This is a genomic window from Protaetiibacter mangrovi (assembly GCF_024752305.1).
GTDB classification, from domain to species: domain Bacteria; phylum Actinomycetota; class Actinomycetes; order Actinomycetales; family Microbacteriaceae; genus Homoserinibacter; species Homoserinibacter mangrovi.
Genome location: NZ_JANTHX010000008.1, coordinates 130,472 through 155,419, shown reverse-complemented (window position 1 = coordinate 155,419; position 24,948 = coordinate 130,472). Strand labels below are relative to the sequence as shown.

Genomic DNA, 24,948 nt, shown 5'->3' with positions numbered 1-24,948 from the left:
TTGCTTCCTTCGTTTCTGTTGGGGTTCGTGTTCGTTCTGGGGATCTCGGCACGCGCTGCGCGCTACTCGATCTCCTGATGCCGCCTGCGGCGGTATCAGGACTTGTAGACGCGCTCGGTGATGCTCTTGCCGCCGCGCCCGATCGCGAGCAGGCCCGACTGGGCGATCTCGCGGATGCCGTACGGCTCGAGCACGCGCAGCAGCGCCTGCACCTTGCCCGAGTCGCCCGTCACCTCGATGACGAGCGCATCCGGCGACACGTCGACGACGCGCGCCCGGAACAGGTTCACGGCCTCGAGGATCTGGCTGCGCGTCGTGTTGTCGACGCGCACCTTGATCAGCAGGTGCTCGCGCTGCACCGACTGGCTCGGGTCGAGCTCGACGATCTTGATGACGTTGACGAGCTTGTTGAGCTGCTTGGTGACCTGCTCGAGCGGGAGCTCCTCGACGTCGACCACCACCGTGATGCGGCTGAGGCCCTCGATCTCGGTGGGGCCCACCGCGAGGGAGTTGATGTTGAACCCGCGGCGCGCGAACAGGCCCGCGACGCGGGTCAGCAGACCGGGCTTGTCCTCGACGAGGAGGGAGAGCACGTGATGCGACATGGCCTTACTCCTCTTCCCACGCGGGCGCGTGGTCGCGCGCGTACTGCACCTGCGAGTTGCCGACACCCTGCGGCACCATCGGCCACACCATGGCGTCGCGGCTCACGACGAAGTCGATGACGACCGGGCGGTCGTTCGTCTCGATCGCGAGCTGGATCGCGGCGTCGATCTCCTCCTTCTTCGTGACGCGGATGCCGAGGGCGCCGTACGCCTCGGCGAGCTTCACGAAGTCGGGCACCATCCGGGTGGTGTTCTCGCCGTCCAGGTGGCCGGTGTTCAGGTCGGTGAACGAGTGGCGGCCGTCGTAGAACAGCGTCTGCCACTGGCGCACCATGCCGAGCGAGGAGTTGTTGATGATCGCGACCTTGATCGGGATGTCGTTGATCGTGCAGGTGGCGAGCTCCTGGTTGGTCATCTGGAAGCACCCGTCGCCGTCGATCGCCCACACCAGGCGCCCCGGCTCGGCGACCTTGGCGCCCATGGCCGCGGGCACGGCGTAGCCCATGGTGCCGGCGCCGCCCGAGTTCAGCCACGCGTGCGGGCGCTCGTAGTCGATGAACTGCGCCGCCCACATCTGGTGCTGTCCGACGCCCGCCGCGTAGACCGCCTCGGGGCCCGACAGCTCGCCGATGCGCTGGATGATGTGCTGCGGCGAGAGCAGGCCGTCCTCCGGCTCGCTGTAGCCGAGCGGGTAGTTGACGCGCAGCTGCTCGAGCCGCGTCCACCACTCCGCGATGTCGGGCGTCGCGCCCTGCGCGCGGAACGCGTCGATGAGGTCGACGATCACCTCGCGCGCGTCGCCCACGATCGGGACGTCGGCGTGGCGGATCTTGCCGATCTCGGCCGGGTCGATGTCGACGTGCACGATCTTCGCGTGCGGTGCGAAGTCGGTCACCTTGCCGGTGACCCGGTCGTCGAAGCGGGCGCCGAGCGAGACGATGAGGTCCGACTCCTGCAGGGCGAGCACCGCCGGAACCGAGCCGTGCATGCCGGGCATGCCGAGGTGCTGGGGATGCGAGTCGGGGAACGCTCCGCGAGCCATGAGCGTCGTGACGACGGGTGCGCTGGTGAGCTCGGCCAGCTGAAGCAGCTCGGCCGACGCCTCCGCGCGGATGACGCCGCCGCCCACGTAGAGCACGGGGCGCTTCGCGGCGCCGAGCAGCTCGGCGGCCGAGAGGATCTGCTTGCCGTGCGCCTTGGTGACCGGGCGGTAGCCGGGGAGGTCGACCTTGGGCGGCCAGATGAAGGGCGCCGACTTCTGCTGCGCGTCCTTCGTGATGTCGACGAGCACCGGTCCGGGGCGGCCGGTGGTCGCGATGTGGTGCGCCGCGGCGAGGGTCGCGGGCACCTGCGCCGGGTCGGTCACCAGGAAGCTGTGCTTCGTGATCGGCATCGTGATGCCGGTGATGTCGACCTCCTGGAACGCGTCGGTTCCCATCGAGGTCGAGAACACCTGGCCGGTGATCGCGAGCATCGGCACCGAGTCCATGTAGGCGTCGGCGATGGCGGTGACGAGGTTCGTGGCGCCGGGGCCGGAGGTGGCGATCGCGACCCCCACGCGTCCGGATGCCGCCGCGTACCCCTCGGCCGCATGGCCGGCGCCCTGCTCGTGGCGCACGAGGATGTGGCGGATGGCGGTCGAGGCCATCAGCTCGTCGTAGAACGGCATGATGGCGCCCCCGGGGATGCCGAAGACGTCGGTGACGCCGAGCTTCTCGAGGGTGGCGAGCACCTGGCCGGAGCCGGTGAGGATGGGCGGGGCGTCCTTCTTCGCCGAGGGCGGAGCGGGCGCGGGCGCGTCGGGCGCGGGGATTGCGGGCGCGGTCATGAGAGGTTCCTCGAAGGTGGGAGTCGGTGGGAATCGAGGGGGATGCGCGCGAATGACGTCATCGCCCTGATCAGAATGCCGCCATCCGCTCGTAGTGCGGACAGCGCCCACGCCAGGACTGGTTGTGCCACCCGGGTGTCTATCGTCCTGCCATGCTAGCCGATGTTTCGCGGGCGTTTCGTCACGCGTGCGACCGTCAGCCGGTGACGGCACCCTCCGCGGCGGAGTGGACGAGCTTCGAGTACTTCGCGAGCACGCCGCGCGTGTAGCGCGGGGGCAGCGGCTCCCAGCCCTCGCGGCGGGCCGCGAGCTCGGCCTCGTCGACGAGCAGCTCGATCGAGCGCGCCGCGATGTCGACCCGGATGCGGTCGCCGTCGCGCACGAACGCGATGGGCCCCGCATCCACCGCCTCGGGGGCGATGTGACCGACGCAGAGGCCCGTCGTGCCGCCCGAGAAGCGACCGTCGGTGAGCAGCAGCACGTCCTTGCCGAGCCCGGCGCCCTTGATGGCCGCCGTGATCGCGAGCATCTCGCGCATACCGGGGCCGCCCTTGGGGCCCTCGTAGCGGATGACGACCACGTCGCCGTGCTGGATCTCGCCGTTCGTCAGCGCGTCGAGCGCGGCGCGCTCGCGCTCGAACACGTGCGCCGGCCCCTCGAAGGTGGCGGCGTCGAAGCCCGCGGTCTTCACGACCGCGCCCTCGGGCGCCATCGAGCCCTTGAGGATGGTGAGGCCGCCGGTCTCGTGGATCGGGTTGTCGAGCGTGCGGAGCACGTCCCCGTCGAGCGGCGGGATCGGTCCGATGTCGGCGAGGTTCTCGGCGAGGGTCTTGCCCGTCACGGTGAGCGCGTCACCGTGCATGAGGCCGGCGTCGAGCAGCGCCTTCATGAGGACGGGCAGGCCGCCGCGGCGGTCGACGTCGTTCATGACGTAGCGGCCGAAGGGCTTGAGGTCGCCGATGTGCGGCACCTTCGAGCCGATGCGGTTGAAGTCGTCGAGCGTCAGCTCCACCTCGGCCTCGTGCGCGATCGCCAGCAGGTGCAGCACGATGTTGGTCGAGCCGCCGAGCGCCATGCCGACCGCGATGGCGTTCTCGAACGCCTTCTTGGTGAGGATCTGGCGGGCCGTGATGCCCTTCTCGAGCAGCTTCACGACGGCCTCGCCCGAGCGGTGGGCGTAGTAGTCGCGGCGGCGGTCGTAGCTCGGCGGGGACGCCGAGCCGGGGATCGAGAGGCCGAGCGCCTCGGCGACCGACGCCATCGTGTTGGCCGTGTACATGCCGCCGCAGGCACCCTCGCCGGGCGCGAAGGCGCACTCGATGGCGTGGGCGTCCGCCTCCGACATGATCCCGGCCTTGACGCCGCCGACCGCCTCGAAGGAGTCGATGATCGTGATGTCCTTCTCGGTGCCGTCCGACAGGCGCACCCAGCCGGGCGCGATCGAGCCCGCGTAGAGGAAGACGGATGCGAGGTCCAGGCGCGCCGCCGCCATCAGCATGCCGGGGATCGACTTGTCGCATCCGGCGAGCAGCACGGAGCCGTCGAGGCGCTCGGCCTGCATGACGGTCTCGACCGAGTCGGCGATGACCTCGCGACTGACGAGCGAGAAGTGCATGCCCTCGTGACCCATCGAGATGCCGTCGGAGACCGAGACGGTGCCGAACTGCAGCGGGTAGCCGCCGCCGGCGTGCACGCCCTCCTTCGCCGCCTGCGCGAGGCGGGCGAGGCTCAGGTTGCACGGGGTGATCTCGTTCCACGAGCTCGCGATGCCGATCTGCGACTTGTCCCAGTCGGCGTCGCCCATGCCGACCGCGCGGAGCATGCCGCGGGAGGTGGTGGCCTCGATGCCGTCGGTGACGGTGCGGGAGCGGGGCTTGTGGTCGACGGCGGGCGCAGGGGTGCCCGAGGAGGTGCTGTCCGGCATGCTCACGAGGTTACTCCCGGCGGCATACCGGTGCTGACGTGCACCGGTGGTCATAGACATGTCTGCGCCCTGGTGGACACCCGCGCGCCGGTGTCCAGGAGGTCATAGACATGTCTATGACCATCACTGCTCGTGGACGTCGCCCTCGCGGAAGGTGGCGAGGGCGGCGAGCACGTGCGCGACCTCGTCGGGGCCGGGCACGCGGAAGCCGGCGAGCGTCGGGCCGTCACCCGACTTGAGGCCCACATCGTGCGCCTGCAGCGCGTCGAAGGCGTCCTCGTCGGTGACGTCGTCGCCCGCGTAGAACACGGCATCCGCCGCCAGGTAGCGTCGCAGGTGCTCGATCGCCTCGCCCTTCGTGGTCGAGCGCACCGCGAACTCGAGCACGTTCTTGCCCTCGCGGATGGTGAGGTCGTCGAGCTCGGCCTGCGCCTCGCGCAGCGCCACGAGGTGCGCGAGGCGCGAGTTCTCGTCGGTGGCGAGACGGGTGTGGAGGGCGAAGCCGGCCGGCTTCGACTCGAGCCACACATCGTCGATCGAGTCGGCGACCTGGCTGAGCACCTCCTGCAGCACGTCGACCCGCTCGAGCTCCACGGTGTCGAGCGCGAGCCTGTCGTGCGGGTCGTCGAGCCGCAGCTCGATGCCGTGCGACCCGACGAGCAGCACGTCGTCGGGAAGGTCGGCGACCTCGACGAGGGAGCGCAGGGCGCGCCCGCTCACGAGCGCGACGCGGGTGTTCGGCAGCGCCAGCAGCCGCAGCACGGCGGCGCGGGCCTCCGGCAGCGCGCGCGCCTTCTCGGGCGAGTCGACCTCGGGTGCGAGGGTGCCGTCGAAGTCGAGCGCGACGAGCAGCCGGCGCACCCGGGCGAGTTCGCGGAGCGCCCCGACGAGCGGCTCCGGCAGCGGCGCGTTCACGACTGCGGCGGCCGTTCGACGGTCCACTCCGCCTCGCCGGGCAGCCCCGAGCCGCCCCAGGCGGCGCGCGTGCGGCGGGCCCGGCGCAGGGTCGCGAGGAACGAGTCCGACCAGTGCGAGACGTCGTTCTCGGCGACCTTCTTGCGCAGCGAGTGCATCCGCTTGCGCCGCTCGTGCCGGGGCATGTCGATGGCGCGGAGGATGGTGTCCTTCAGCCCGTCGATGTCGTGCGGGTTCACGAGCAGCGCGGCCCGCAGCTCGTCCGAGGCGCCCGCGAACTCGGAGAGGATGAGCACCCCGTCCTCGTCCGACCGCGCCGCCACGTACTCCTTCGCGACGAGGTTCATCCCGTCGCGCAGCGCCGTGACGAGCATGACGTCGGCCGCGAGGTACAGCGCCGCCATCTCCTCGCGCGGGAAGCCGTGGTGCAGGTAGCTGATGGCCTGGTGGCTGATGGTGCCGTAGTCGCCGTTGATGCGGCCGACCGCGAGCTCGATCTCGTCGCGCAGCTGGCGGTAGCTCTCGACGCGCTCGCGCGAGGGCGTGGCGACCTGCACGAGGGTCACGTCCTCGACCGACAGGGATCCGTCGGCGAGCAGCTCGCCGAAGGCCTTCAGCCGGTGCGTGATGCCCTTCGTGTAGTCGAGCCGGTCGACGCCGAGCATGATCGTCTTCGGGTTGCCGAGGTCCTCGCGGATCTGGCGCGCACGCTCCTGCACCTCCGGCCGCGACGCCAGCTCCTGGAAGCCGGCGACGTCGATCGAGATCGGGAACGGCTTCGCGATCACGCGGCGGGCGGGCGCGTCGTCGACGCCCGGCACCTCGATCACGGGCGACTTGGTGGTGTAACCGCGCAGCCGCCGCACCGCGCGCGAGAAGTTGCCGGCGTCGGCGACCCGCTGGAACCCCACGACATCCGCCCCGAGCAGCCCGTCGATGATCTGCAGGCGCCACGGCAGCTGCGAGTACAGGCCGTAGGCCGGGAACGGGATGTGGTTGAAGAAGCCGATCAGCAGATCGGGGCGGGCTTCCCGCAGCATCGCGGGCACGAGCTGCAGCTGGTAGTCCTGCACCCACACCGTGGCGCCGGGGGCGCTCACGCCCGCGACCGCCTCCGCGAACCGGCGGTTCACCTGCACGTAGCGCTCCCACCACTCGCGGTGGTAGCTCGGCTGCGCGATGACGTCGTGGTACAGCGGCCAGAGGGTGTCGTTGCTGAATCCCTCGTAGTAGAGCTCGAGGTCGGACTCCGACAGCGGCACCGGCACGATGCGGATGCCCGCGTTGTCGAACGGCTCGAGGTCGAGGTCGGCCTGGCCCGCCCAGCCCACCCAGGCGCCGTCGGCGGCGCGCATGACGGGTTCGAGCGCCGTGACGAGGCCTCCCGGCGACTGCTTCCAGCTCGCGTTGCCGGCCTCATCGACCACGCGGTCGACCGGGAGACGGTTGGACACGACGACGAAGCTGTAGCTCTCGTCGGCCATGCGTCCACGGTACACGGGCGCGCCGTGCCCCGTTCGGGGGGCCGAGCTTTGGCGCTTGCTGTGACTTCACGCGCGCGACACATCCGGCGACTAGCGTGGTCGCATGATCTCCGTGGGCATGAGCACGACGTGCGTCTACCCGTTCGCCGTCGAGCACGCTTTCCGGATCGCGCGGATGGCAGGGTTCGACTCGATGGAGATCATGGTCACCAACGACCCGGTCACCCAGGACGCGACGAAGCTGCTCGAGATCAGCGAGCGCTACGGGCTGCCGATCACCGCCATCCACGCGCCGGTGCTGCTGCTGACGACGTTCGTGTGGGGCCGCGACCCGCAGGTGAAGCTCGAGAAGTCGGGCGAGCTCGCCGCCGCGGTCGGCGCGGATGCCGTGGTGGTGCACCCGCCGTTCCGCTGGCAGTCGGGCTACGCGCAGAACTTCGAGCGCATCGTGCGGCAGACCGCGAAGAACTCCGGGGTCGAGGTGGCGGTCGAGAACATGTTCCCGTGGACCGTCAAGGGCCGCAGCATGAAGGCCTACTCCCCCTCCCCCGATCCGCTCGACCTCGACGTCGACCACATGACCCTCGACTTCTCGCACGCCTCGCTGTCGGGGCGCGACAGCCTCGAGATGGCGATGGCGATGGGGCCGAAGCTGCGCCACATCCACCTGTGCGACGGCGCCACCTCGGCCGCCGACGGCGCGATCCTCGATGAGCACCTGCTGCCGGGCGAGGGCACCCAGCCGGTGGCCGAGACCCTGCAGTACCTGGCGAGCATCGGCTGGGACGGCAACATCGTCGCCGAGGTGAACGTGCGCCAGGAGAAGGATGAGCAGTACCGGCTCGAGAAGCTCGTGCAGACCGTCGCCTTCGCGCGGGAGCACCTGAGCCAGGAGCACGCGACGCGCGAGCCCATCGAGGGCGGCCGCGGCGACCTGCCCCTCAAGATCCGGCAGGCCCGGCGTCACGAGAAGAAGTCGGCGAAGCCCGCCCGCTGAGTCCCGAGGGCGGCACCGCCGCCGTCCTCCCTCAGAAATGCAGGAGATCCGGGCCGGGCTCGCCCACTCTCCGCGGATCGTCGGGGGCTGCCCGCAGAATCTCCCGCATTTCTGAGGGAGAAGGGATCAGCGAGCGGCCGCGGCGGCGGCGGGCAGCAGCATCCGCATGACGCTCGCGCGGCGGGCGCGACGGATGACGAGGCGGCTCGCGAGCAGGCTCAGCGCACCGAACGCGGCGAGCGCGAGCGTGCTGCCGATGGCGAGTCCGGCGTCGCCTCCCGCGACGATCTGCTGGAGACCCGTCGTCGCCCAGCCGAGCGGCATCAACTGGCCGAGCCAGGTGAAGGGCCCCGCGAGCGCCTGGGCGGGCACGATCGCACCGACCGCGGCCATCTGCAGCGAGAGCAGCAGCAGCGAGATCACGAGCCCCGCCCGGCCGAGGCCCACCGTGAGCAGCTGGTGGAACGCGGTGAAGGCGAGCGCGGCCACGAGCGAGAGCCCGAGCGTCGCCGGCAGCAGCGACCAGGCGACGCCCGCCACGAGGTGCATGAGCAGCACGAGCAGCAGCGCCTGCACGGCCGCGACGGCGCCCGCACGCACGACCTCCGAGCCGAGCACGCGGCTCGAGCCGGCGGTCGACGCGAGCACGCGACGGCTGAGACGCGGCAGCACGAGGAACGTCGCGAGCGCGCCCACCCAGAGCCCGAGCGGCACGAAGTAGGTGGCGATCACCTGGCCCACCTGGGTCACCGCGTTCGCGGTCGTCACGTCGAGTCCGACGGGGTCGGAGGCGACGGATGCGGCATCCGAGGAGTCGGTATCGGATGCGCCGTTCAGCTGGTCGGCGCCCTGCCGCAGGCCGTCGGCGAGCTGGGTCGCACCGGACGCGAGCTGCGCGTTGCCGTCGGCGAGGCTCTGCGCCCCCGAGTCGAGCGAGCCGCCGTTCGCGGCGAGCTTCGCGGCACCGGAGGCGCTCTGCGAGATGCCCGACTGGATGCCGTCGATGCCGCTCGTCACGCCGGAGGAGAGCTGGGATCCGCCCGCCGCCGTCTGGGCGAGCTGCTGCGAGAGCGCCTGCAGCGTCGCGGTGGCGGTCGCCTTCGCGACCGGGTCGGCCGCCGGGTCGGCGATGATCGCCGTCTGCGCGGCGATGGCGGCAGAGAGCTGCGAGACGCCGCCCGTGTACTGCGCGACCCCCGCCGAGAGCTGGTCGAGCTGCCCGGCGCCCGCGTTCAGCTGGCCGAGGCCCGACGAGAGCGCCGAGACGCCGTCGGTGTACTGGTCGACCCCGTCCGCGAACTGCTGAGCACCGGTCGCCGCCTGCGCCGCGCCGTCCGAGAGCTGCGACGCCCCGTCCGCCGACTGGGTGAACGCCTCGCCGATCGTGCCGAACTGCGTGTACATGCCCGAGATGTACTGCTCGGTCAGCTTCGAGCCGAAGGTGCGCACCATGCCGTCGCCGAGCGACTGAGCGACGGTGCCCGCGAGGTAGGAGTGGGCGTCGTCGGTCTCGAGCGAGAGCTGCGCCTGAACCGGGTCGGTGCTCGAGAGCGACACCACGGATGCCGAGAAGTCGGACGGGATCGTCAGCACCGCGTACACCTCGCCGGAGGCGAGCATGTCGGCGGCCTCGTCGGCGTTCGAGAGCTGCCAGTCCATGCCGGGCGAGTCGGAGCCGGTGAGCTGGGTCACCAGCAGTCGGCCGGCCAGCACCTTGGTCTCGGTGCCGTCGGCGGCGGTCTGGGTGACCATCTCGTCCTCGTTCACGATCGCGGCGGGGATGCGGTCGATCCCGTCACCGGTGTCGCTGAGCGCCGCCATGGTGAGGCCGGCGAAGGCGAGCGGCACGACGGCCGCCGCGACGATCGCGAGCACGCGCACCCAGCGCCGCCGCGGTCGCGGGTCGATGGTCGGGTCGAGGGTGCTCATCGCGAGGCTCCTTCGGAGAGGTCGGCGGGCCGGTAGTGCCCGACGGGACGGGAGAGGAGGGGCGGGGTGACGCGGTGGGCGTCGGCGGCCCCGATGACGACGGTGGTCGCAGGCGGCGCGAGCCGGTCGACGGCCACCAGGAAGGCGGCGCCGTCGTCGGACCCGGGCAGCGGGTCGACCGAGTCGACCACGACGACCGGGGTGCGCTCGCTGAGCGCGATGCCGAGGATCGCGATGGCCCGCTCGACGGGCGGGAGCGCCGCGAGCGAGGTGTTCCAGCCGATCGGAACGGCCGACCCGGAGGCGCCGACCACGTCGTGGATGCGGGCGACCCAGGCGCGGGCGCGGCTGCGGGCCGTGAAGGTGCGATACCAGCGGCCCGTGTAGCGCAGCCGCTCCTCGAGCAGTTCGCCGAGCGGCAGCTCGCCCTCGCGCGCGGTTCCGCCGAACTCGGCGAACGACACCCGGCGCGAGACCTGCGCCGCCTCGCTCGGCAGCGGACGTCCGGCGACCTGCGCGCGACCGCCGACGGCGGGCAGGCGTCCGGAGACCGTGGCGGCCAGCATCCGACGGCGCGGGGCGTCGCCGCCCACGAGCGCGATCGACCCGGCGGGCACCCGCCCGTCGTACGGCCCGACGCGGGTGTCGCCGATGCCGCCGACGAGACCCTGCAGGGTGACGGCGTCGCCGTCGGCGACGCGGCTCTGCGCCCAGGCGAGGTCGTCGAGGTGGGCGCGCAGCCCCTCGCCCTCGACGTCGACGTTCGGCAGGATGCGGTCGAGCCACTTCGGCAGGTACCAGGCGGCGCGGCCGAACAGCGCCATCACCGCGGGCACGAGAGTCATGCGGATGAGGAACGCGTCGATCGCGACGCCCACGGCGAGCCCGAGTGCGATCACCTTGATCATCGACGCACCCTCCGGCACGAAGGCGGCGAAGACGAAGAACATGATGAGGGCGGCCGCTGTCACGACGCGGGCGGCGCCGGCGAAGCCGCGCGAGATCGCCTGCTTCGGGGTCGCCCCGTGCACGTGCGCCTCGCGCATGCCCGAGACGAGGAAGACCTCGTAGTCCATGGCGAGCCCGAACAGGATCGCCATCAGCAGGATCGGCATGAAGCTGAGGATCGGCCCCGGCACGACGTTGAGCGCGTCGGCACCCCAGCCCCACTGGAACACCGCGACGACGATGCCGAACGAGGCGAGCACCGACAGCAGGTAGCCGGCGGCGGCCTTGATCGGCACGACGATCGAGCGGAACACCATCATGAGCAGCACGATCGAGAGCCCGACGACGACGAGTCCGAAGGGCAGCAGCGCGGAGTCGAGCTGCGAGGAGACGTCGATCGCGACGGCGGTCGAGCCGGTCACGGCGATGGCCGTGTCGTACTCCTGCTCGATCGAGGGGGCGAGCTCGCGGATGTGCTGCACGAGGGCCGTGGTCTCGGGGTCGGACGGCCCGGTCGTCGGGATCACCTGGATGATCGCCGTGTCGACGGTCGGGTTCGGGATGGGCGTGCCGACGGAGGCGACGCCCGGCACGTCGGCCAGCTCGGCGGCGATCGCGTCGAGGTCGCCCAGCACCTCGGTGGTCTGCGTGATGTCGACGGTGACGACGAGCGGGCCGTTGCGGCCGGGTCCGAACGCGTCGGCGATGAGGTCGTAGGCGCGGCGCGAGGTCTCCTCCTCCGACAGCGAGCCGCCGTCGGGCAGGGCGAGCGCGAGCTGGGTCGCGGGCACGGCGGCGACGCCGAGCAGCGCGACGACGCCGAGGATGAAGACGACCGGCGCCTTGAGCACGAGGGCGACCCAGCGCTCGCCGAGCGTCTTGCGGCGCGGCTTCGCCGGGGTGGCATCCCCACCCGCATCCGCATCCGGCACCTCGGTCGCGTGCGCCGCCTCGTCGTCGTGGTGGGCGCGACGCGCGGCACGCGAGCCGGGCTTCGGCGCGAGCCGCCCCTTCAGCAGACCCATGATCGCGGGCAGCAGGGTGAGCGCGGCGAGCATCGCCATGAGCACCGCGAAGGCCGCGGTGACGCCCATCATGCCGAGGAACGGGATGCCGACGATGAGCAGCCCCGCGAGCGCGATCATGACGGTCACCCCCGCGAACACCACGGAGCCGCCCGCGGTGGCGACGGCCGTGGCCGCCGACTCCTCGGGATCCACCCCGTGGGCGAGCTGGCTGCGATGCCGCGACAGGATGAACAGCGCGTAGTCGATGCCGACCGCGAGGCCGATCATGAGCGCGAGCATCGGCGTGGTCGTCGAGAGCGTCGTGAAGGCGGCGAGGCCGAGGATGCCGCCCATCGAGACGGCGAGCGCGAGCATCGCCGAGATGAGCGGCAGGCCGGCCGCGAGGAGCGAGCCGAAGGTGACGATGAGCACGACCGCCGCGAACAGCACGCCGATCACCTCGATGATCGAGATGCCCATGTGGAACTTCTGGAACACCTGGCCGCCGTACTCGACCTGAACGGTGTCGGAGGCGAGCTCGTCGCCGATCCGCTGCACGGCGTCGAGGGTGTCGTCGGCGACCTCCTCGCTCGAGTGGGAGAACTGCACCTGCACGACGGCGGTCATGCCGTCGTCGCTGATCGCCTCGGTCGCGTACTCGCTGAACGGCGACACCGCGTTCTCGACCCCGTCGACGTCGCCGAGCTCGTCGACGACCGACTCGATGTCGCCCTGCAGCTGCGCGATCGGAGCGTCCGTCGAGTGGACGACGAGCTGGGCGCTCGCTCCGGCGGTCTGCGGGAACACGGCGGCGAGCCGGTCGATCGCCTGTTGCGACTCGGTGCCCGGGATCTTGAACGAGTCCTGCATCTGACCGCCGAGCGCGAGCCCGCCGACGACGGTGCCTGCGGCGATCAGGATCCAGGCGATGATCACCGGGATCGCCCGCCGGTAGGCGAAACGGCCGATGCGGGAGAGGAGGATGGCCATGGGGCTCCTTAGGCGCGCGTGGCGACGACGGGGGCGAGCAGCTCGCCGAGGATGCGGATGAGCGAGTCACGGAGGACGTCGTCCGCGGGGGCGTCGTCGACCCCGAGGTGCCCGGTCTGGGCGAGCAGGTAGGCGGCGCCGCCGAGGGCGACCGCGAAGCGCACCTGGTCGTCGACGGAGCGCTGGGGGCGCGCGTCGGCGATCTGCTGGATGAGCTCCTGGGCGCGGGCGACGACGGGCACGTCGACGAGGGCGCCGGACTGGGTGATGAAGATCTGCGCGGCGAGCCGGTGCTGCATGAGCAGGTCGACGAAGCCCTCGAGGAACTCCCGCTGCTCGACCGGGGTGCGGGCGAGCATCGCGGTGCCGGGGAGGATCTGCGCGATCGCATCGATCGCGGGGCTCAGCGCGGCGTCGAGCAGGGTCTCCTTGGACGCGTAGTGGTAGAGCACGCTCGCCTTCGAGACGCCGGCACGATCGGCGATCGCCTGGATCGAGGTGCCGGTGTAGCCGGCCGAGGCGAACTCCTCGAGCGCGGCATCCCGGAGTTCGGATGCTGTGGTCACCGTCCGACGGTAACTGACCGATCGGTCAACATCTGACCGATCGGTCAAACTCGGGGTGAACCCTCAGCCAATCCCCATCCTCCCGACACGTATCCGACATCCGCGGGGTAGCGTGGACGGAGGCCGAAGGAGGGTCCCGTGCGCAAGTTCATCTTCAACACGAGCGTTCTCAGCTCCCTCTTCGGGGCCGTCGGCGTGATCCAGTCGACCCGCAAGGGTCCGCGCGACTGGCGTCTCATCCTCATGTGGATCGGCTGGGCGTGCTCGGTCGCCGTCGCCGTCGGCACGGTGATCGAAGACCAGAAGAACAACGAACTGGAGTGGTGATGTACGGATTCGGACACGGTTTCGGGGGCTTCCTGGGCTTCCTCGGCGCGGCAGCCCAGGTCGTCGGCTGGCTCGTGATCGCGGGAGCGCTCGTCGGGGTGCTCGTGCTGCTCGTCCGGTTCCTGCTGGTCGCCACCAAGGCCGCACAGCTGTACGTCGACGCCCACACCCCCGAGGCTCCGGCCGGCGAGACGCGGTCCTACAAGCCCGAGGCGCCGACGCCGGCACCCGCACCCGCCGCCGCCGCCCCGACGACGGCACCCGCCGCCGCTCCGGCCCCGACGCCCGCGACCGCTCCCGCCGCGGCGGAGACCCCCGCCCCGAAGCCCGCCTCCGCCCACGCGAATACAGCGACCACCGCGGTGCTTCCGGATGCGAAGCCTCCGGTGTCGAAGACCTCGGCCGCGAAGTCCGCGCCGAAGCCCGCCGCGAAGCCGCGCACCCCGAAGACCCCGCCCGCGAGCTGACGCGGCGGGCGGTCGCGTACCGCTAGTCTCGGAGAAGCGGTACGCCCCGCACCATCGGTGCCGCGCCTCCACCCGATCGTCTCGTCGGCCCCGGCCGACCTCCCGAAGGACGCCCATGCGCCGCCGCAGCCTGCTCGCCACCACCGCCGTGCTCACCCTCGCCTCGCTCGCCGTGGCCGCGCCCGCGCACGCCGACACGATCACCGAGGTCGACGTCACCGACGCCACCGTGGTGCACGTCACCAGCGCGAACTTCGTCTACGGCACCTACACCCCGTGGGAGCCGGAGGGGCCGGCGGTCTTCCCCTCGGTCGTGGATTGGGGCGTCGTCTCCAGCAGCTACGTGCTCCAGGGCTACGCCCCCGTACTGCCGACGCTGGCGGCGGACTGCACACGCACCGTCGACTCGTTCAGCGTGACGATCCAGGGCGACGACGGCTCGACCGAGGACGGCTTCTACGTGGGCGTTCCCGCGAACGGCGATGCCGAGTCGACGGCGACCTTCGACGGCGACGGCGTCCTCACGATCGACGGCGACGGCACCGACGGCGAGTACTACACGGTCGCCGCCGACGCCGAGGGGCTCTCGGGCACGCTGACCGTGACGATTCCTCCGACCGACGACTCCGAGTCGTTCCTCGGTTGGGTCGGCTTCTACAGCAACGCGAGCGGGTACACCGTCGAGGGCGTCTCGTTCGGCACCACGGTGACCTGCCCGGATCCGGTGGTCGCCGCCGCGCCCCAGCTCGCCGAGACCGGTGTGGACCAGGGCGCCGCGATCGTCGGCGGCGTGATCGGAGGACTCGCCCTCCTGCTCGGGGCCGGCCTCATCGTCACCGCGCGCCTCCGCCGCCGCGCCGAGTAGGGCCGCCCGGCTCAGGCCAGGAAGCCGCGCAGCAGCGCGGCCGATCCCTCGAGGTGCTCGCGCATCGCCTCCTCGGCGCTCGCGGCATCCCCGGCGAGGATCGCCAGCACGATCGCCTCGTGCTGGCGGTTCGAGTGCTCGATGTTGCGGGCGAGCAGCGGGAAGCTGTCGAGCAGCTCGTTGACCCGGGTGCGGTTGTCGGCGATGAGCGCGACGAGCGAGGGGACGCCGGCGAGCTCGGCGATGCCGAGATGCAGGCGCGAGTCGAGGCGGCGGTAGTCGTCGGGACCCGCCGCCTGCACCTCCGCGAGGTGGCTCCAGAGGCCGGCGCGCTGCGGCGCGCCGAGTTCGCGCGCCGCGGCGAGACGGGCCGCGCTGCCCTCGAGCACGTCGCGGATGCCGATCAGGTCGTCGAGCTCGCCTGCGGCCGGAGGCGTGGTGGTGCCGGAGGTCGGCAGCGGGTTCGCGACGAAGGTGCCCCCGTAGCGTCCGCGGCGCGCCGTCAGATACCCCGCATCCGCCAGCTCCCTGATGGCGTCGCGCACCGTGTCGCGGCTGACCGAGAAGCGCACCGCGAGCTCGCGCTCGGACGGCAGCGCGCCGCCGGGGGCGACGACGCCGAGGCGGATCGTCTGCATGAGCCGGGAGACCGTGTCCTCGAGGGAGTTGCCCGACCGCACCGGCCGGAAGACGAGCTCGTGGACGAGCGAGTTCTCCTCCATCACAGCGGCGTCACGTAGGCGGCGCTGATGCCTCCGTCGACGAGGAACGTGGACGCCGTCACGAAGCTCGCGTCGTCGCTCGCGAGGAAGGCGACCGCCGCGGCCAGCTCCTCGGGCTCGGCGAAGCGGCCGACCGGCACGTGCACGAGGCGGCGGGCCGCCCGTTCCGGATCCTTGGCGAACAGCTCCTTCAGCAGCGGCGTGTTGACCGGTCCGGGGCACAGGGCGTTCACGCGGATGCCCTGGCGGGCGAACTGGACGCCCAGCTCGCGGGTCATGGCCAGCACGCCCCCCTTCGAGGCCGTGTAGGAGATCTGCGAGGTGGCGGAGCCGAGCACGGCCACGAACGACGCCGTGTTGATGATCGAGCCGCGACTGGCGGGCACCATGTGACGCAGCGCGGCGCGCGAGCACAGGTAGACGCTCGTGAGGTTGACGAGCTGCACCCGGTCCCAGGCGTCGAGCTCGGTCGTCTCGATCGAGTCGTCGTCGGCGGGCGAGATGCCGGCGTTGTTGAAGGCGATGTCGACCGAGCCGAACTCGGCCGCCGCCGTGTCGAAGAGGGTGTCGACCTGGTCCTTGTCGGCGACGTTCACCGGGACGAAGAGGCCGCCGACCGCCTCCGCCGCGGCCGCGCCGGTGGAGGGGTCGAGGTCGCCGATGACGACCTTCGCGCCCTCGGCGGCGAAGCGCTTGGCGGTGGCGAGCCCGATGCCGCTCGCGCCGCCCGTGATGACGGCGACGCGCCCGGCGAGGCGCTGGGTGAGGTCGATCCTATCGATGGTCATGAGGTGCTCCCAGATGCGAAGAAGACGTTCTTGGTCTCGGTGAAGGCGAGCGCGGCATCCGGTCCGAGCTCGCGGCCGAGCCCGGATGCCTTCATCCCGCCGAAGGGGGTCGTGTACCGCACCGAGGAGTGCGAGTTGACGCTGATCGTGCCCGACTCCACGCCCCGGGCGACGCGGATGCCGCGCCCCAGGTCGTTCGTCCAGATCGAGCCCGAGAGGCCGTAGATCGACGAGTTGGCGAGCGCGATCGCGTCGGCCTCGTCGTCGAAGGGGAGCACGGCGACCACCGGACCGAACACCTCCTCGGTCGCGATGCGGGCGTCTCGGTCTGCGAGCACCACGGTCGGTGCGAACCAGAATCCCGGACCGCCCGGGGCGCTGCCGCGGAACGCGATGTCGACCGTGTCGTCGAGGAACGACGCCACCGCGTCGCGGTGCGCCGACGACACGAGCGGCCCCATCTCGGTGGCCTCGTCGGCGGGCGCGCCCACCCGGAACGACTTCACCGCCGGCTCGAGCAGCTCGAGGAAGCGGTCGAGCACGCGGCGCTCGACGAGCAGGCGGCTGCGGGCGCAGCAGTCCTGCCCCGCGTTGTCGAACACCGAGCCCGGGGCGGTCGCCGCGGCGCGCTCGAGGTCGGCGTCCGCGAAGACGATGTTGGCGCTCTTGCCGCCGAGCTCCAGGGTGGAGGGCTTGAGCCGCTCGGCGCATCCTGCCGCGACCCGCGCTCCGACCTCCGTCGATCCGGTGAACACGACTTTGCCGACGTGCGGGTGCGTGACGAAGCGCTCGCCGACGACCGAGCCGCGGCCCGGCAGCACCTGGAAGAGGTGCTCGGGCAACCCCGACTCGAGCGCCAGCTCGCCGAGGCGGATGGCGGTGAGCGGCGTCCAGTCGGCGGGCTTCAGCAGCACGGCGTTGCCCGCCGCGAGCGCGGGCGCGAAGCCCCACGAGGCGATCGTCATGGGGAAGTTCCACGGCACGATGACGCCGACGACGCCGATCGGCTCGTGGAAGGTCACGTCGATGCCGCCGGCGACCGGGATCTGCGCCCCGATGAGACGCTCCGGCGCCCCGGCGTAGTAGTTGAGCACGTCGCGCACGTGCCCCGCCTCCCAGCGGGCCGACGAGATCGGGTGCCCGGAGTTGCGCACCTCGAGCAGCGCGAGCTCCTCGACGTGCGCGTTCACCACCTCGGCGAAGCGTCGCAGCGCGAGCGCCCGGTCGGCGGGGGCGAGCGCGGCCCACGCGCGCTGCGCGACCCGCGCCTTCTCGACGGCCGCGTCGACCTGCTCGAGGCTCGTGTGCTCGACCTCGCCGATGACCTGCTCGGTCGCGGGGTCGATGAGGGTGGTGCTCATCACAGCTCCTTCGCGGCACGATGCACGCGCGCCGCATCCACGAGCCCGGCGAACAGCCGGGCGTCCTCGGCGGCATCCTCCTCCGGATGCCACTGCACGGCGACGCCGAAGGGGTGCTCGGCCAACTCGACCGCCTGGATGACGCCGTCGTCGCTGCGCGCCGTGACGACGAGCCCGTCGCCGACCTCGTCGATCGCCTGGTGGTGGTAGCTCTTCACCGAGGCCGTCGCGTCCGGCACGAGCTCGGCGAGCTTCGTGCCGCCGTCGATCGCGACCTCGTTCACGGTGAACACCCCTCCCCCCGCGTTGTAGCGGGTGGAGCCGACGACGTCGGGCAGGTGCTGGATGAGGCTGCCGCCGCGCGTCACGTTGAGCACCTGCAATCCGCGGCAGATGCCGAGGAACGGCAGTTCGCGGTCGATCGCGCCGACCAGCAGCGCGTCCTCCCAGGCGTCGCGGTCGAGGCGCGGCGTGTCGGTGGTCGGATGCGGCTGCTGCCCGTAGCGTGCCGGGTCGACGTCCTTGCCCCCCGTGATGATGAGCCCGTCGAGCGGTTCGAGCACGGCGTCGACGACCCCGCCGTCGACCGGCTGCGGCGGCAGCAGCACCGGGATGCCGCCCGCCCGGTAGACGGCCTCGAAGTACACCTTCGGCAGGAAGGCGGCCTGCACATCCCACACCCCGGTCTGCGCCTGCTCGAGGTAGGTGGTGAGACCGATGAGGGGCGCGCTGGAGCTGGGAGCGGAGGTCATTTCTGACCTCCGCCGCGACGCCAGCGCCGACGGCCGTCTCGGCCGTCGGTTGGAGCGAAGTCATCAGAAGCGCTCAAAGTTCCGCACCCGCTCCCAGTCCGTCACCGCCGACTCGAAGGCGGCGAGCTCGACGCGCGCGTTGTTGAGGTAGTGGTCGACGACCTCGTCGCCGAACGCCTCGCGCGCCACCGTCGAGGCGGCGAACAGCTCGGCCGCCTCGCGCAGGGTCGACGGCACGCGCGGCGCATCCGAGCCGTAGGCGTTGCCGGTGAAGACCTCCTCGAGCTCGAGCTCGTTCTCGATGCCGTGGAGCCCGCCCGCGATGATCGCGGCGACGGCGAGGTAGGGGTTCACATCCCCGCCCGGCACCCGGTTCTCGACGCGCAGCGCCGCACCGTGGCCGACGACGCGGAGCGCGCACGTGCGGTTGTCGAGACCCCAGGCCACCGCCGTCGGCGCGAAGCTGCCCTCCGCGTAGCGCTTGTACGAGTTGATGTTCGGCGCCGAGAACAGCGTCAGCTCGCGCATCGTCGCGAGGATGCCGGCGATCCAGTGCCGCATGAGGGGCGAGAAGCCGTGCTCGCCGTCGCCCGCCATCACCGGGGTGCCGTCGGCATCCCGCACCGAGAGGTGGATGTGGCACGAGTTGCCCTCGCGCTCGTTGAACTTCGCCATGAAGGTGAGCGCCTTGCCGTGCTGGTCGGCGATCTCCTTGGCACCGTTCTTGTAGATGGTGTGGTTGTCGCAGGTCGCGAGCGCCTCGGTGTAGCGGAAGGCGATCTCCTGCTGCCCGAGGTTGCACTCGCCCTTCACGCCCTCGCAGTACATGCCGGCCCCCTCCATCCCGAGGCGGATGTCGCGCAGCAGGGGCTCCATCCGGGTGGAGGCGAGCAGGGCGTAGTCGATGTTGTAGTCGGATGCCGGGGTGAGGTCGCGGTAGCCCTTCGCCCACGCCTCGCGGTAGCTGTCGTCGAACACGATGAACTCGAGCTCGGTGCCGACGAAGGCGGTCAGGCCGCGTGCGGCGAGCCGGTCGAGTTGCGCCTGCAGCACCGCACGCGGGCTCTGCACGATGGGGGTGTCGTCGAGGTTGTGCAGCGCGGCCATCACGAGGGCGGTGCCCGGCAGCCACGGGATGAGTCGCAGGGTGTCGAAGTCGGGCTTCAGCACCATGTCGCCGTAGCCGGTCTGCCAGCTCGACAGACGGTAGCCGTCGACGGTGTTCATCTCGACGTCGACGGCGATGAGGTAGTTGCAGGCCTCGGCCCCGTGGGCGGCGACGTCGTCGAGGAACAGCCGCGCCGAGACCCGCTTGCCGACGAGCCGCCCCTGCATGTCGGGGAAGGCGACGATCACCGTGTCGACGTCCTCCGCCGCGATGAGACCCTCGAGCTCGCCGAGCTCGAGGTTTCCGGAGCGCACCGCCATGACTCTCCCCTCGTCGAATCGGCCCTCGACCCGACCATTACAGCCTAGGCGGCGTCGAGTTTCCCTCGCACCGCGTCACGAGATGTTTACATCCAAAGGTAGACACGGAGTACCAATTAGCGCCATCCTCGACCCCAAGCGTGGACGCCGGAGTCCTGGCGTGTCCACTCCCCCACTGTGGAAGGACCGTGATGGCAGACAAGACTGTGGCCGGCGTCAGCTACACCGCCGCCGGCGCGGAGTACTTCGAGAAGCGCAAGCTCAAGCGCACGGCAGGCGTCTGGGGCCTGTGGGGCCTCGGCATCGCCGCGGTCATCTCGGGCGACTTCTCGGGATGGAACTTCGGCATCGGCTCCGCCGGTTGGGGAGGCATGCTGATCGCCACGGTGATCGTGGTGGTCATGTACTTCGGGATGCTGTTCTCGATCGGCGAGATGGCCGCAGCCATGCCGCACACCGGCGGCGCCTACTCCTTCGCACGCAGCGCCATGGGACCGTGGGGCGGGTTCGTGACCGGTCTCGCCGAGACGATCGAGTACGTCGCCACCACCGCCGTCGTCGTGTACTTCTCGGCCGCCTACGCCGACGGGGTCACCTCGGGCCTGTTCGGGGTGAGCCTGCCGCCGTGGGTGTGGTGGGCGATCCTCTACGTCGTCTTCATCGCCCTGAACGCCGCGGGCGCCGCGATCTCGTTCCGCTTCGCCCTCGTGGTGGCGATCGTCTCCATCGCGATCCTGGTGGTCTTCTTCGTCATGGCGCTCGCCTCGGGCACCTTCTCGTTCGACAAGCTGTTCGACATCGCCCCGACCGAGGGCAACACGGAGTTCCTGCCGTTCGGCTTCTTCCCCGCCGTGCTGTTCGCTCTGCCGTTCGCGATGTGGTTCTTCCTCGGCATCGAGGAGCTGCCGCTCGCCGCCGAGGAGTCGCACTCCCCCGCGAAGGACATCCCGCGCGCCGGCATCACCGGCATGATCACGCTCGTCATCCTGGGCGTGCTGGTGCTCGTGATCAACCCGGGCGTCACCGGCTCCGAGGCGATCGGGGGTTCGGGCGAGCCGCTGCTCGACGGCTTCCGCGCGTTCCTTCCGGACAGCGTCGCGGCGCTGCTCGCGGCGTTCGCCCTCATCGGCCTGCTCGCCTCGCTGCAGGGCATCATGTACGCCTACGGGCGCAACATGTACTCGCTGTCGCGGGCCGGCTACTACCCGAAGTTCCTCTCGCTGACCGGCAAGCGGCAGACCCCGTGGGTGGCCCTGCTGATCGGCGCGGTGATCGGCTTCGTCGCTCTCGTCGTGGTCGACGCCACAGGCGGCGCGACCAGCCCGGCGGGCGCGATCGTGCTCAACATCGCGGTCTGGGGTGCGGTGATCTCGTACTTCCTGCAGATGGTGGCGTTCGTGGTGCTGCGCAGGAAGTTCCCGAACGCCGCTCGCCCCTACAAGAGCCCCGTGGGCATCGCGGGCGCGGTCGTCGCCGGGTTGATCGCGGCGCTCATCTTCGTGGGCTTCGCCATCAACCAGGCGTTCTGGCCCGCGATCATCGCGATCCTCATCGTGTTCGTCGTCGGCATCCTGCTGTTCGCGCTGTTCGGACGCACCCGCCTCGTGCTCTCCCCGGAGGAGGAGTACGCCCTGTCGGGCGGCCTGCACGGCGACCCGCAGAAGGAGGGCTACGACGCCATGGAGAGCGAGGTCATCGGCGGGGAGCCGACGGCCTAGTCGTACCCGACGAGAGGGCCCCGTCTCCGCGGTTCGGAGGCGGGGCCCTCTGCGGGTCACATGATGTTGTGGTTGCGCCGCAGCACGTTGTCGGGGTCGTACGCGCGCTTGACGGCGCGCAGTCGCTCGAGCGTGGCCGGGGGGTAGAGCAGCGGCAGCAGCGCCGGGTCGGCGGCCTCCGCGAAGTTGCCGTAGGTGCTCGTGATGCGCGCGCGCACCGGAGCGAACGGCTCCGCAGCCGCAGCCGCGAGCTCGTCGGGCGCGTCAGGCGGCAGCAGCACGACGCGGAACAACATCGCCTCGAGGTCGCGCACCGCGAACGCCGTGGCATCGGCGGGCACGCGGGCGAACGCGCCGCCCAGGTACCGCACGGAGGCGATCGTCGGCGCCGCGAATCCCGTGACGGACGCCGCGAACTGCGCAAGGGTGTCGTCGTCGAGGTCGACCATGCCGTTGCCGCCGACCATGCGCACGGGCGGCGGCGTCATCGCCTCGTCGACGAGGTCGAGGTAGGGGCGGCGGGCGATGTCGTGGTCGGTGACCCCCGGCAGCTCGAGCAGCGGCGCGATGGCGGCGAGCCCCGCCGCTTCGTCGTCGCCCGCGTAGCAGACGATCAGCTGCGCGCTCGGCGCCGCATCCGGACCCATCGCCGGCAGGGCGAGGAAGGTGGCCGACAGCTCGTCGGGGGCGGCGCGCATGACGTCGCGCCACGCGGTGAGCACCGCGGGCAGGTCGTCGAGGGCGAGCTGGATGCGCCCGCCTACGACGGCGTCGAGCGCCGTCGGCCGGAAGGTGAAGTGCGTGACGACGCCGAAGTTGCCGCCGCCGCCGCGGAGCGCCCAGAACAGCTCCGGTTCGGAGTCGGCGGAGGCGGTGAGCTGCCTCCCGTCGACGGTGACGAGCTCGATCTCGTCGATGATGTCGATCGTGAGGCCGACCGCCCGCACGAGCCAGCCCATGCCGCCGCCGAGCGCGAGTCCACCCACCCCGACGTCGCGGGTGTCGCCCGAGGTGATGACGAGTCCGTGCGGCGTGAGCGCCTCCGCCACCGCGCCCCACGTCGCTCCGGCGCCGACGCGCACTGTGCCGTCGGGACGCACCTCGATCGCATCGAACGCCGCCATGTCGATCACGAGGCCGTCGGGGTTGGGGAACACCTTGGCGGCGTGGCCGCCGGAACGTACCGAGACCGCGAGACCGCGCTCGCGTGCGACGCGGAGGGCATCCGCGACCTGCTCGGGTGTCGTCGGCCGCACGATGGCGGCGGGGTCGCCTGCGCCGGCGTAGTGGGGCAGCACGGCGTCGTAGTCGGCGTCGCCGGGTAGCAGGATCGTGGCGCCGAGCGCGCCGCGGAGCGTGGTGGTGTCCGTCATGGTGGTCGCCTTCCGAGGGGAATGTGGACACCGTACACAGCGGGGCCGACATCCGCACCGGCAATCGCGCGACACCCCTAGCGAGGTAGCGAGCCGAGTCGGTCGCGGCGGAGGGAGAGGATGCGCCGGCCCTGCGAAATCACGACGACGCCGATGATCACGATGGCGCCACCGAGGAGCTCGGCGGGAACCGGGAGCTCACCCAGCCATGCCCAGGCGATGAGCACCGCAACGGGTGGAACCAGATACAGCAGCGACGTCGAGATCGCGACTGGCATCCGGCCGACCGCGTACCCCCAGAGCACGAAACCGAGCGCGGACGGCAGCAGCGCGAGATATGCCGCCGCGATCCATCCGGACGCGCTCGCCGATGCCAGCTGATCGGCCTCTAACGGCACGAGCGGCAACGTCATGAGGGTGCCCGCGATCATGGTGTAGCTCGCCACCTCGAGGCCCGAGTACCTCCGCAGCAGCGGACGCTGCAGCGGGTGGTAGATGCCCTGTACGACCATCGCGGCGACCGCGATCCACACGGCAGCCGAGAGCGAGACGCCCGCGCGCGCGAGGCACACGACGACCACCCCGCCCAACGCGATCACGCTGCCCACGATCGTGACGGGCGAGATCGGTTCGGCGAACAGGATGCGGGCGACGACGATCGATACGAGAGGAGCCGCAGCGACGATGATGCTCGCGGTGCCGGCGGGAACGTGCAGTTCGCTCTCGTTGAGCAGCAGCTGATAGGCGGCCATGCCGAAGAAGCCCGCGGCGGCCACCCACCCGAGGTCACGCGCCCGAGGCACCCGGATGCGTGCGAACGCTCCGATCACCAGCAGTGCGATCGCCGCGATCGCCAGGCGCACGAAGGAGAGACCGACGACTCCGAGCTCGGGCGCGGCGACCTGGATGGCGGGGAAGGCACTCGCCCAGAGCATCACGACGACGAGTCCGGCGAGGAGGGCACGATCGAGCTTCATCAGGTCAGATTCGTCGACAACCATCGTTCAACACAAGTGACTTTTATTGACCCCATAAGTAAGCTCACTTTATGTTGGATGTTCGTAAGCTCCGACTCCTCACGGAGCTGGACCGGCTCGGCACCTTGGCGGCCGTCGCTGCAGAGCTCCACCAGACGGCTCCCGGGGTGTCGATGCAGCTGACGGCCTGGGAGCGGGAGTTGGGGATGCAGCTCACCGAGCGACGGGGGCGACGCCTCGCCCTGACCCCCGCCGGGCGCATGCTCGCCGCCCACGGAAGAGACGTGCTCGACCGGCTCTCGCTCGCGGAACTCGAGATCGACGCCGTGCGCAGCGGAGCCAGCGGCGCATTGCGCGTGACCGCCTTCCCCTCGGCGGCGCGCACCTTCGTCGCGGATGCGTGGGCGACGCTGCTCTCGGAACCCTCGGGTATCGCGCTCACGGTGACCACCGCGGAACCCGACGACGCGCTCGCGGCCCTCGCCGCAGGCGACACGGATCTCGCGTTGGTGCATCGCTACTCGAACGTCGCGCGACGCCTTCCCGACTCGCTCTCCGACGAACCGGTGCTCGACGAACCGGTCTGGATCGCCATCCGTTCCGACGACCCTGTCGCCGCCTCGACGATCGCGCTCGCCGATCTCGCCGACCATGCCTGGATCGCGCCCACCCCCGAGCTCAGCTGCTTCGAGATGGTCGACCGTGCCTGCGGGCTGGAGGGCTTCCGGCCGCGGATCGTCGCCGAATCGGTCGACTTCGCTGCACAACTCGCGTTCGTCGCGGCGGGCGCCGGGGTGGCGCTCGTGCCCGAGCTGACCGTCGCGTCCCTCCCGGATGGGGTGACGCTCGCCCGCCCGGCCAGACCGATCCGGAGGACCACCATCGCGGTACGTCGAACCGCGCGGAAGGACGACCCTGCGCTCGACCGGATCACAGCGCTGCTCCGCCGGTTCGCGGCCGGACGACTGCACTGAATG

Annotated in this window: 21 protein-coding genes; 6 read left to right on the top strand and 15 right to left on the bottom strand. The window is 71.2% G+C overall.

The window, feature by feature from the left end; translation table 11 throughout:
• Window positions 1-95 precede the first annotated feature (95 nt).
• From ilvN to otsA, 5 genes are all read right to left on the bottom strand, one after another.
• Window positions 96-605 (bottom strand): acetolactate synthase small subunit, encoded by a 510-nt coding sequence (ilvN, locus tag NUH29_RS12030; protein ID WP_258799418.1) that lies wholly within the window; start codon window positions 603-605, stop codon window positions 96-98.
• A gap of 4 nt (window positions 606-609) precedes the next feature.
• On the bottom strand, window positions 610-2,433 hold the full coding sequence (locus NUH29_RS12025) for an acetolactate synthase large subunit (RefSeq protein ID WP_258799417.1): 1,824 nt from the start codon (window positions 2,431-2,433) through the stop codon (window positions 610-612).
• Window positions 2,434-2,629: 196 nt separating this feature from the next.
• Window positions 2,630-4,357 (bottom strand): dihydroxy-acid dehydratase, encoded by a 1,728-nt coding sequence (gene ilvD, locus NUH29_RS12020; protein ID WP_258799416.1) that lies wholly within the window; start codon window positions 4,355-4,357, stop codon window positions 2,630-2,632.
• A gap of 123 nt (window positions 4,358-4,480) precedes the next feature.
• Entirely contained in the window at window positions 4,481-5,299 is an 819-nt protein-coding gene (gene otsB, locus NUH29_RS12015) for a trehalose-phosphatase (protein ID WP_258799415.1), read from the bottom strand.
• Complete coding sequence (gene otsA, locus NUH29_RS12010; protein ID WP_258799414.1) at window positions 5,269-6,756, bottom strand: alpha,alpha-trehalose-phosphate synthase (UDP-forming); 1,488 nt, start codon at window positions 6,754-6,756, stop codon at window positions 5,269-5,271. The genes otsB and otsA overlap by 31 nt, the downstream gene beginning before the upstream one ends.
• A gap of 103 nt (window positions 6,757-6,859) precedes the next feature.
• On the opposite strand from otsA, the gene NUH29_RS12005 reads away from it, so the two are divergent.
• Window positions 6,860-7,753, top strand: a complete 894-nt coding sequence (locus NUH29_RS12005) for a sugar phosphate isomerase/epimerase family protein (protein ID WP_258799413.1) — start codon at window positions 6,860-6,862, stop codon at window positions 7,751-7,753.
• A 126-nt stretch (window positions 7,754-7,879) separates the two neighbouring features.
• Here NUH29_RS12005 and NUH29_RS12000 read toward each other — a convergent pair whose 3' ends face one another.
• Genes NUH29_RS12000 through NUH29_RS11990 form a run of 3 tightly spaced genes read right to left on the bottom strand, consistent with a single transcriptional unit; the run spans window position 7,880 to window position 13,193 of the window.
• Window positions 7,880-9,682, bottom strand: a complete 1,803-nt coding sequence (locus NUH29_RS12000; protein ID WP_258799412.1) for a YhgE/Pip family protein — start codon at window positions 9,680-9,682, stop codon at window positions 7,880-7,882.
• A complete protein-coding gene (locus tag NUH29_RS11995) occupies window positions 9,679-12,627 on the bottom strand; it encodes an MMPL family transporter (RefSeq protein ID WP_258799411.1) in 2,949 nt (982 codons plus the stop codon). The genes NUH29_RS12000 and NUH29_RS11995 overlap by 4 nt, the downstream gene beginning before the upstream one ends.
• 8 nt (window positions 12,628-12,635) lie before the next feature.
• On the bottom strand, window positions 12,636-13,193 hold the full coding sequence (locus NUH29_RS11990; RefSeq protein ID WP_258799410.1) for a TetR/AcrR family transcriptional regulator: 558 nt from the start codon (window positions 13,191-13,193) through the stop codon (window positions 12,636-12,638).
• Between the two features lie 138 nt (window positions 13,194-13,331).
• On the opposite strand from NUH29_RS11990, the gene NUH29_RS11985 reads away from it, so the two are divergent.
• From NUH29_RS11985 to NUH29_RS11975, 3 genes are all read left to right on the top strand, one after another.
• A complete protein-coding gene (locus NUH29_RS11985; protein ID WP_258799409.1) occupies window positions 13,332-13,520 on the top strand; it encodes a hypothetical protein in 189 nt (62 codons plus the stop codon).
• Window positions 13,520-13,987, top strand: coding sequence for a hypothetical protein (locus NUH29_RS11980; RefSeq protein WP_258799408.1), 468 nt, complete (start codon window positions 13,520-13,522; stop codon window positions 13,985-13,987). The genes NUH29_RS11985 and NUH29_RS11980 overlap by 1 nt, the downstream gene beginning before the upstream one ends.
• Before the next feature lie 115 nt (window positions 13,988-14,102).
• The gene (locus tag NUH29_RS11975; RefSeq protein ID WP_258799407.1) at window positions 14,103-14,852 is read left to right on the top strand and encodes a hypothetical protein; all 750 of its coding nucleotides are present in this window, start codon (window positions 14,103-14,105) and stop codon (window positions 14,850-14,852) included.
• Window positions 14,853-14,863: 11 nt separating this feature from the next.
• On the opposite strand, the gene NUH29_RS11970 is transcribed toward NUH29_RS11975, so the two are convergent.
• The 5 genes from NUH29_RS11970 to NUH29_RS11950 all read right to left on the bottom strand — a co-directional run bounded on the left by NUH29_RS11970 (window position 14,864) and on the right by NUH29_RS11950 (window position 19,903).
• A complete protein-coding gene (locus NUH29_RS11970; protein ID WP_258799406.1) occupies window positions 14,864-15,574 on the bottom strand; it encodes a FadR/GntR family transcriptional regulator in 711 nt (236 codons plus the stop codon).
• Window positions 15,574-16,362, bottom strand: a complete 789-nt coding sequence (locus tag NUH29_RS11965; RefSeq protein ID WP_258799405.1) for a 3-oxoacyl-ACP reductase — start codon at window positions 16,360-16,362, stop codon at window positions 15,574-15,576. The genes NUH29_RS11970 and NUH29_RS11965 overlap by 1 nt, the downstream gene beginning before the upstream one ends.
• Window positions 16,359-17,723, bottom strand: coding sequence for an aldehyde dehydrogenase family protein (locus NUH29_RS11960; protein WP_258799404.1), 1,365 nt, complete (start codon window positions 17,721-17,723; stop codon window positions 16,359-16,361). Before NUH29_RS11960 ends, NUH29_RS11965 begins: the two co-directional genes overlap by 4 nt.
• A complete protein-coding gene (locus tag NUH29_RS11955) occupies window positions 17,723-18,475 on the bottom strand; it encodes a gamma-glutamyl-gamma-aminobutyrate hydrolase family protein (protein WP_258799402.1) in 753 nt (250 codons plus the stop codon). Before NUH29_RS11955 ends, NUH29_RS11960 begins: the two co-directional genes overlap by 1 nt.
• A 63-nt stretch (window positions 18,476-18,538) precedes the next feature.
• Complete coding sequence (locus NUH29_RS11950) at window positions 18,539-19,903, bottom strand: glutamine synthetase family protein (protein ID WP_258799401.1); 1,365 nt, start codon at window positions 19,901-19,903, stop codon at window positions 18,539-18,541.
• 191 nt (window positions 19,904-20,094) lie between these two features.
• Between NUH29_RS11950 and NUH29_RS11945 the strand changes: the two genes are divergently transcribed.
• On the top strand, window positions 20,095-21,621 hold the full coding sequence (locus tag NUH29_RS11945) for an amino acid permease (protein ID WP_258799400.1): 1,527 nt from the start codon (window positions 20,095-20,097) through the stop codon (window positions 21,619-21,621).
• A 56-nt stretch (window positions 21,622-21,677) separates the two neighbouring features.
• Here the strand turns inward: NUH29_RS11945 and NUH29_RS11940 are convergent, their stop codons facing one another.
• Both NUH29_RS11940 and NUH29_RS11935 read right to left on the bottom strand, forming a co-directional pair.
• Window positions 21,678-22,994 carry an FAD-binding oxidoreductase gene (locus NUH29_RS11940; RefSeq protein ID WP_258799399.1) on the bottom strand — a complete coding sequence of 439 codons (1,317 nt, stop codon included), beginning with the start codon at window positions 22,992-22,994 and terminating at the stop codon, window positions 21,678-21,680.
• 77 nt (window positions 22,995-23,071) lie between these two features.
• Window positions 23,072-23,971 carry a DMT family transporter gene (locus NUH29_RS11935; RefSeq protein ID WP_258799398.1) on the bottom strand — a complete coding sequence of 300 codons (900 nt, stop codon included), beginning with the start codon at window positions 23,969-23,971 and terminating at the stop codon, window positions 23,072-23,074.
• 71 nt (window positions 23,972-24,042) lie between these two features.
• Here NUH29_RS11935 and NUH29_RS11930 point away from each other — a divergent pair, with 71 nt between their 5' ends.
• Window positions 24,043-24,945 (top strand): LysR family transcriptional regulator, encoded by a 903-nt coding sequence (locus NUH29_RS11930; protein WP_258799397.1) that lies wholly within the window; start codon window positions 24,043-24,045, stop codon window positions 24,943-24,945.
• Window positions 24,946-24,948: the final 3 nt, after the last annotated feature.

Bases quoted from the DNA above. Each gene is read 5' to 3' on its own strand.
- ilvN (WP_258799418.1), bottom strand. From the start codon at position 605: ATGTCGCATCACGTGCTCTCCCTCCTCGTCGAGGACAAGCCCGGTCTG.
- NUH29_RS12025 (WP_258799417.1), bottom strand. From the start codon at position 2,433: ATGACCGCGCCCGCAATCCCCGCGCCCGACGCGCCCGCGCCCGCTCCG.
- ilvD (WP_258799416.1), bottom strand. From the start codon at position 4,357: ATGCCGGACAGCACCTCCTCGGGCACCCCTGCGCCCGCCGTCGACCAC.
- otsA (WP_258799414.1), bottom strand. From the start codon at position 6,756: ATGGCCGACGAGAGCTACAGCTTCGTCGTCGTGTCCAACCGTCTCCCG.
- NUH29_RS12005 (WP_258799413.1), top strand. From the start codon at position 6,860: ATGATCTCCGTGGGCATGAGCACGACGTGCGTCTACCCGTTCGCCGTC.
- NUH29_RS12000 (WP_258799412.1), bottom strand. From the start codon at position 9,682: ATGAGCACCCTCGACCCGACCATCGACCCGCGACCGCGGCGGCGCTGG.
- NUH29_RS11995 (WP_258799411.1), bottom strand. From the start codon at position 12,627: ATGGCCATCCTCCTCTCCCGCATCGGCCGTTTCGCCTACCGGCGGGCG.
- NUH29_RS11980 (WP_258799408.1), top strand. From the start codon at position 13,520: ATGTACGGATTCGGACACGGTTTCGGGGGCTTCCTGGGCTTCCTCGGC.
- NUH29_RS11975 (WP_258799407.1), top strand. From the start codon at position 14,103: ATGCGCCGCCGCAGCCTGCTCGCCACCACCGCCGTGCTCACCCTCGCC.
- NUH29_RS11970 (WP_258799406.1), bottom strand. From the start codon at position 15,574: ATGGAGGAGAACTCGCTCGTCCACGAGCTCGTCTTCCGGCCGGTGCGG.
- NUH29_RS11965 (WP_258799405.1), bottom strand. From the start codon at position 16,362: ATGACCATCGATAGGATCGACCTCACCCAGCGCCTCGCCGGGCGCGTC.
- NUH29_RS11960 (WP_258799404.1), bottom strand. From the start codon at position 17,723: ATGAGCACCACCCTCATCGACCCCGCGACCGAGCAGGTCATCGGCGAG.
- NUH29_RS11955 (WP_258799402.1), bottom strand. From the start codon at position 18,475: ATGACCTCCGCTCCCAGCTCCAGCGCGCCCCTCATCGGTCTCACCACC.
- NUH29_RS11950 (WP_258799401.1), bottom strand. From the start codon at position 19,903: ATGGCGGTGCGCTCCGGAAACCTCGAGCTCGGCGAGCTCGAGGGTCTC.
- NUH29_RS11945 (WP_258799400.1), top strand. From the start codon at position 20,095: ATGGCAGACAAGACTGTGGCCGGCGTCAGCTACACCGCCGCCGGCGCG.
- NUH29_RS11940 (WP_258799399.1), bottom strand. From the start codon at position 22,994: ATGACGGACACCACCACGCTCCGCGGCGCGCTCGGCGCCACGATCCTG.
- NUH29_RS11935 (WP_258799398.1), bottom strand. From the start codon at position 23,971: ATGAAGCTCGATCGTGCCCTCCTCGCCGGACTCGTCGTCGTGATGCTC.
- NUH29_RS11930 (WP_258799397.1), top strand. From the start codon at position 24,043: ATGTTGGATGTTCGTAAGCTCCGACTCCTCACGGAGCTGGACCGGCTC.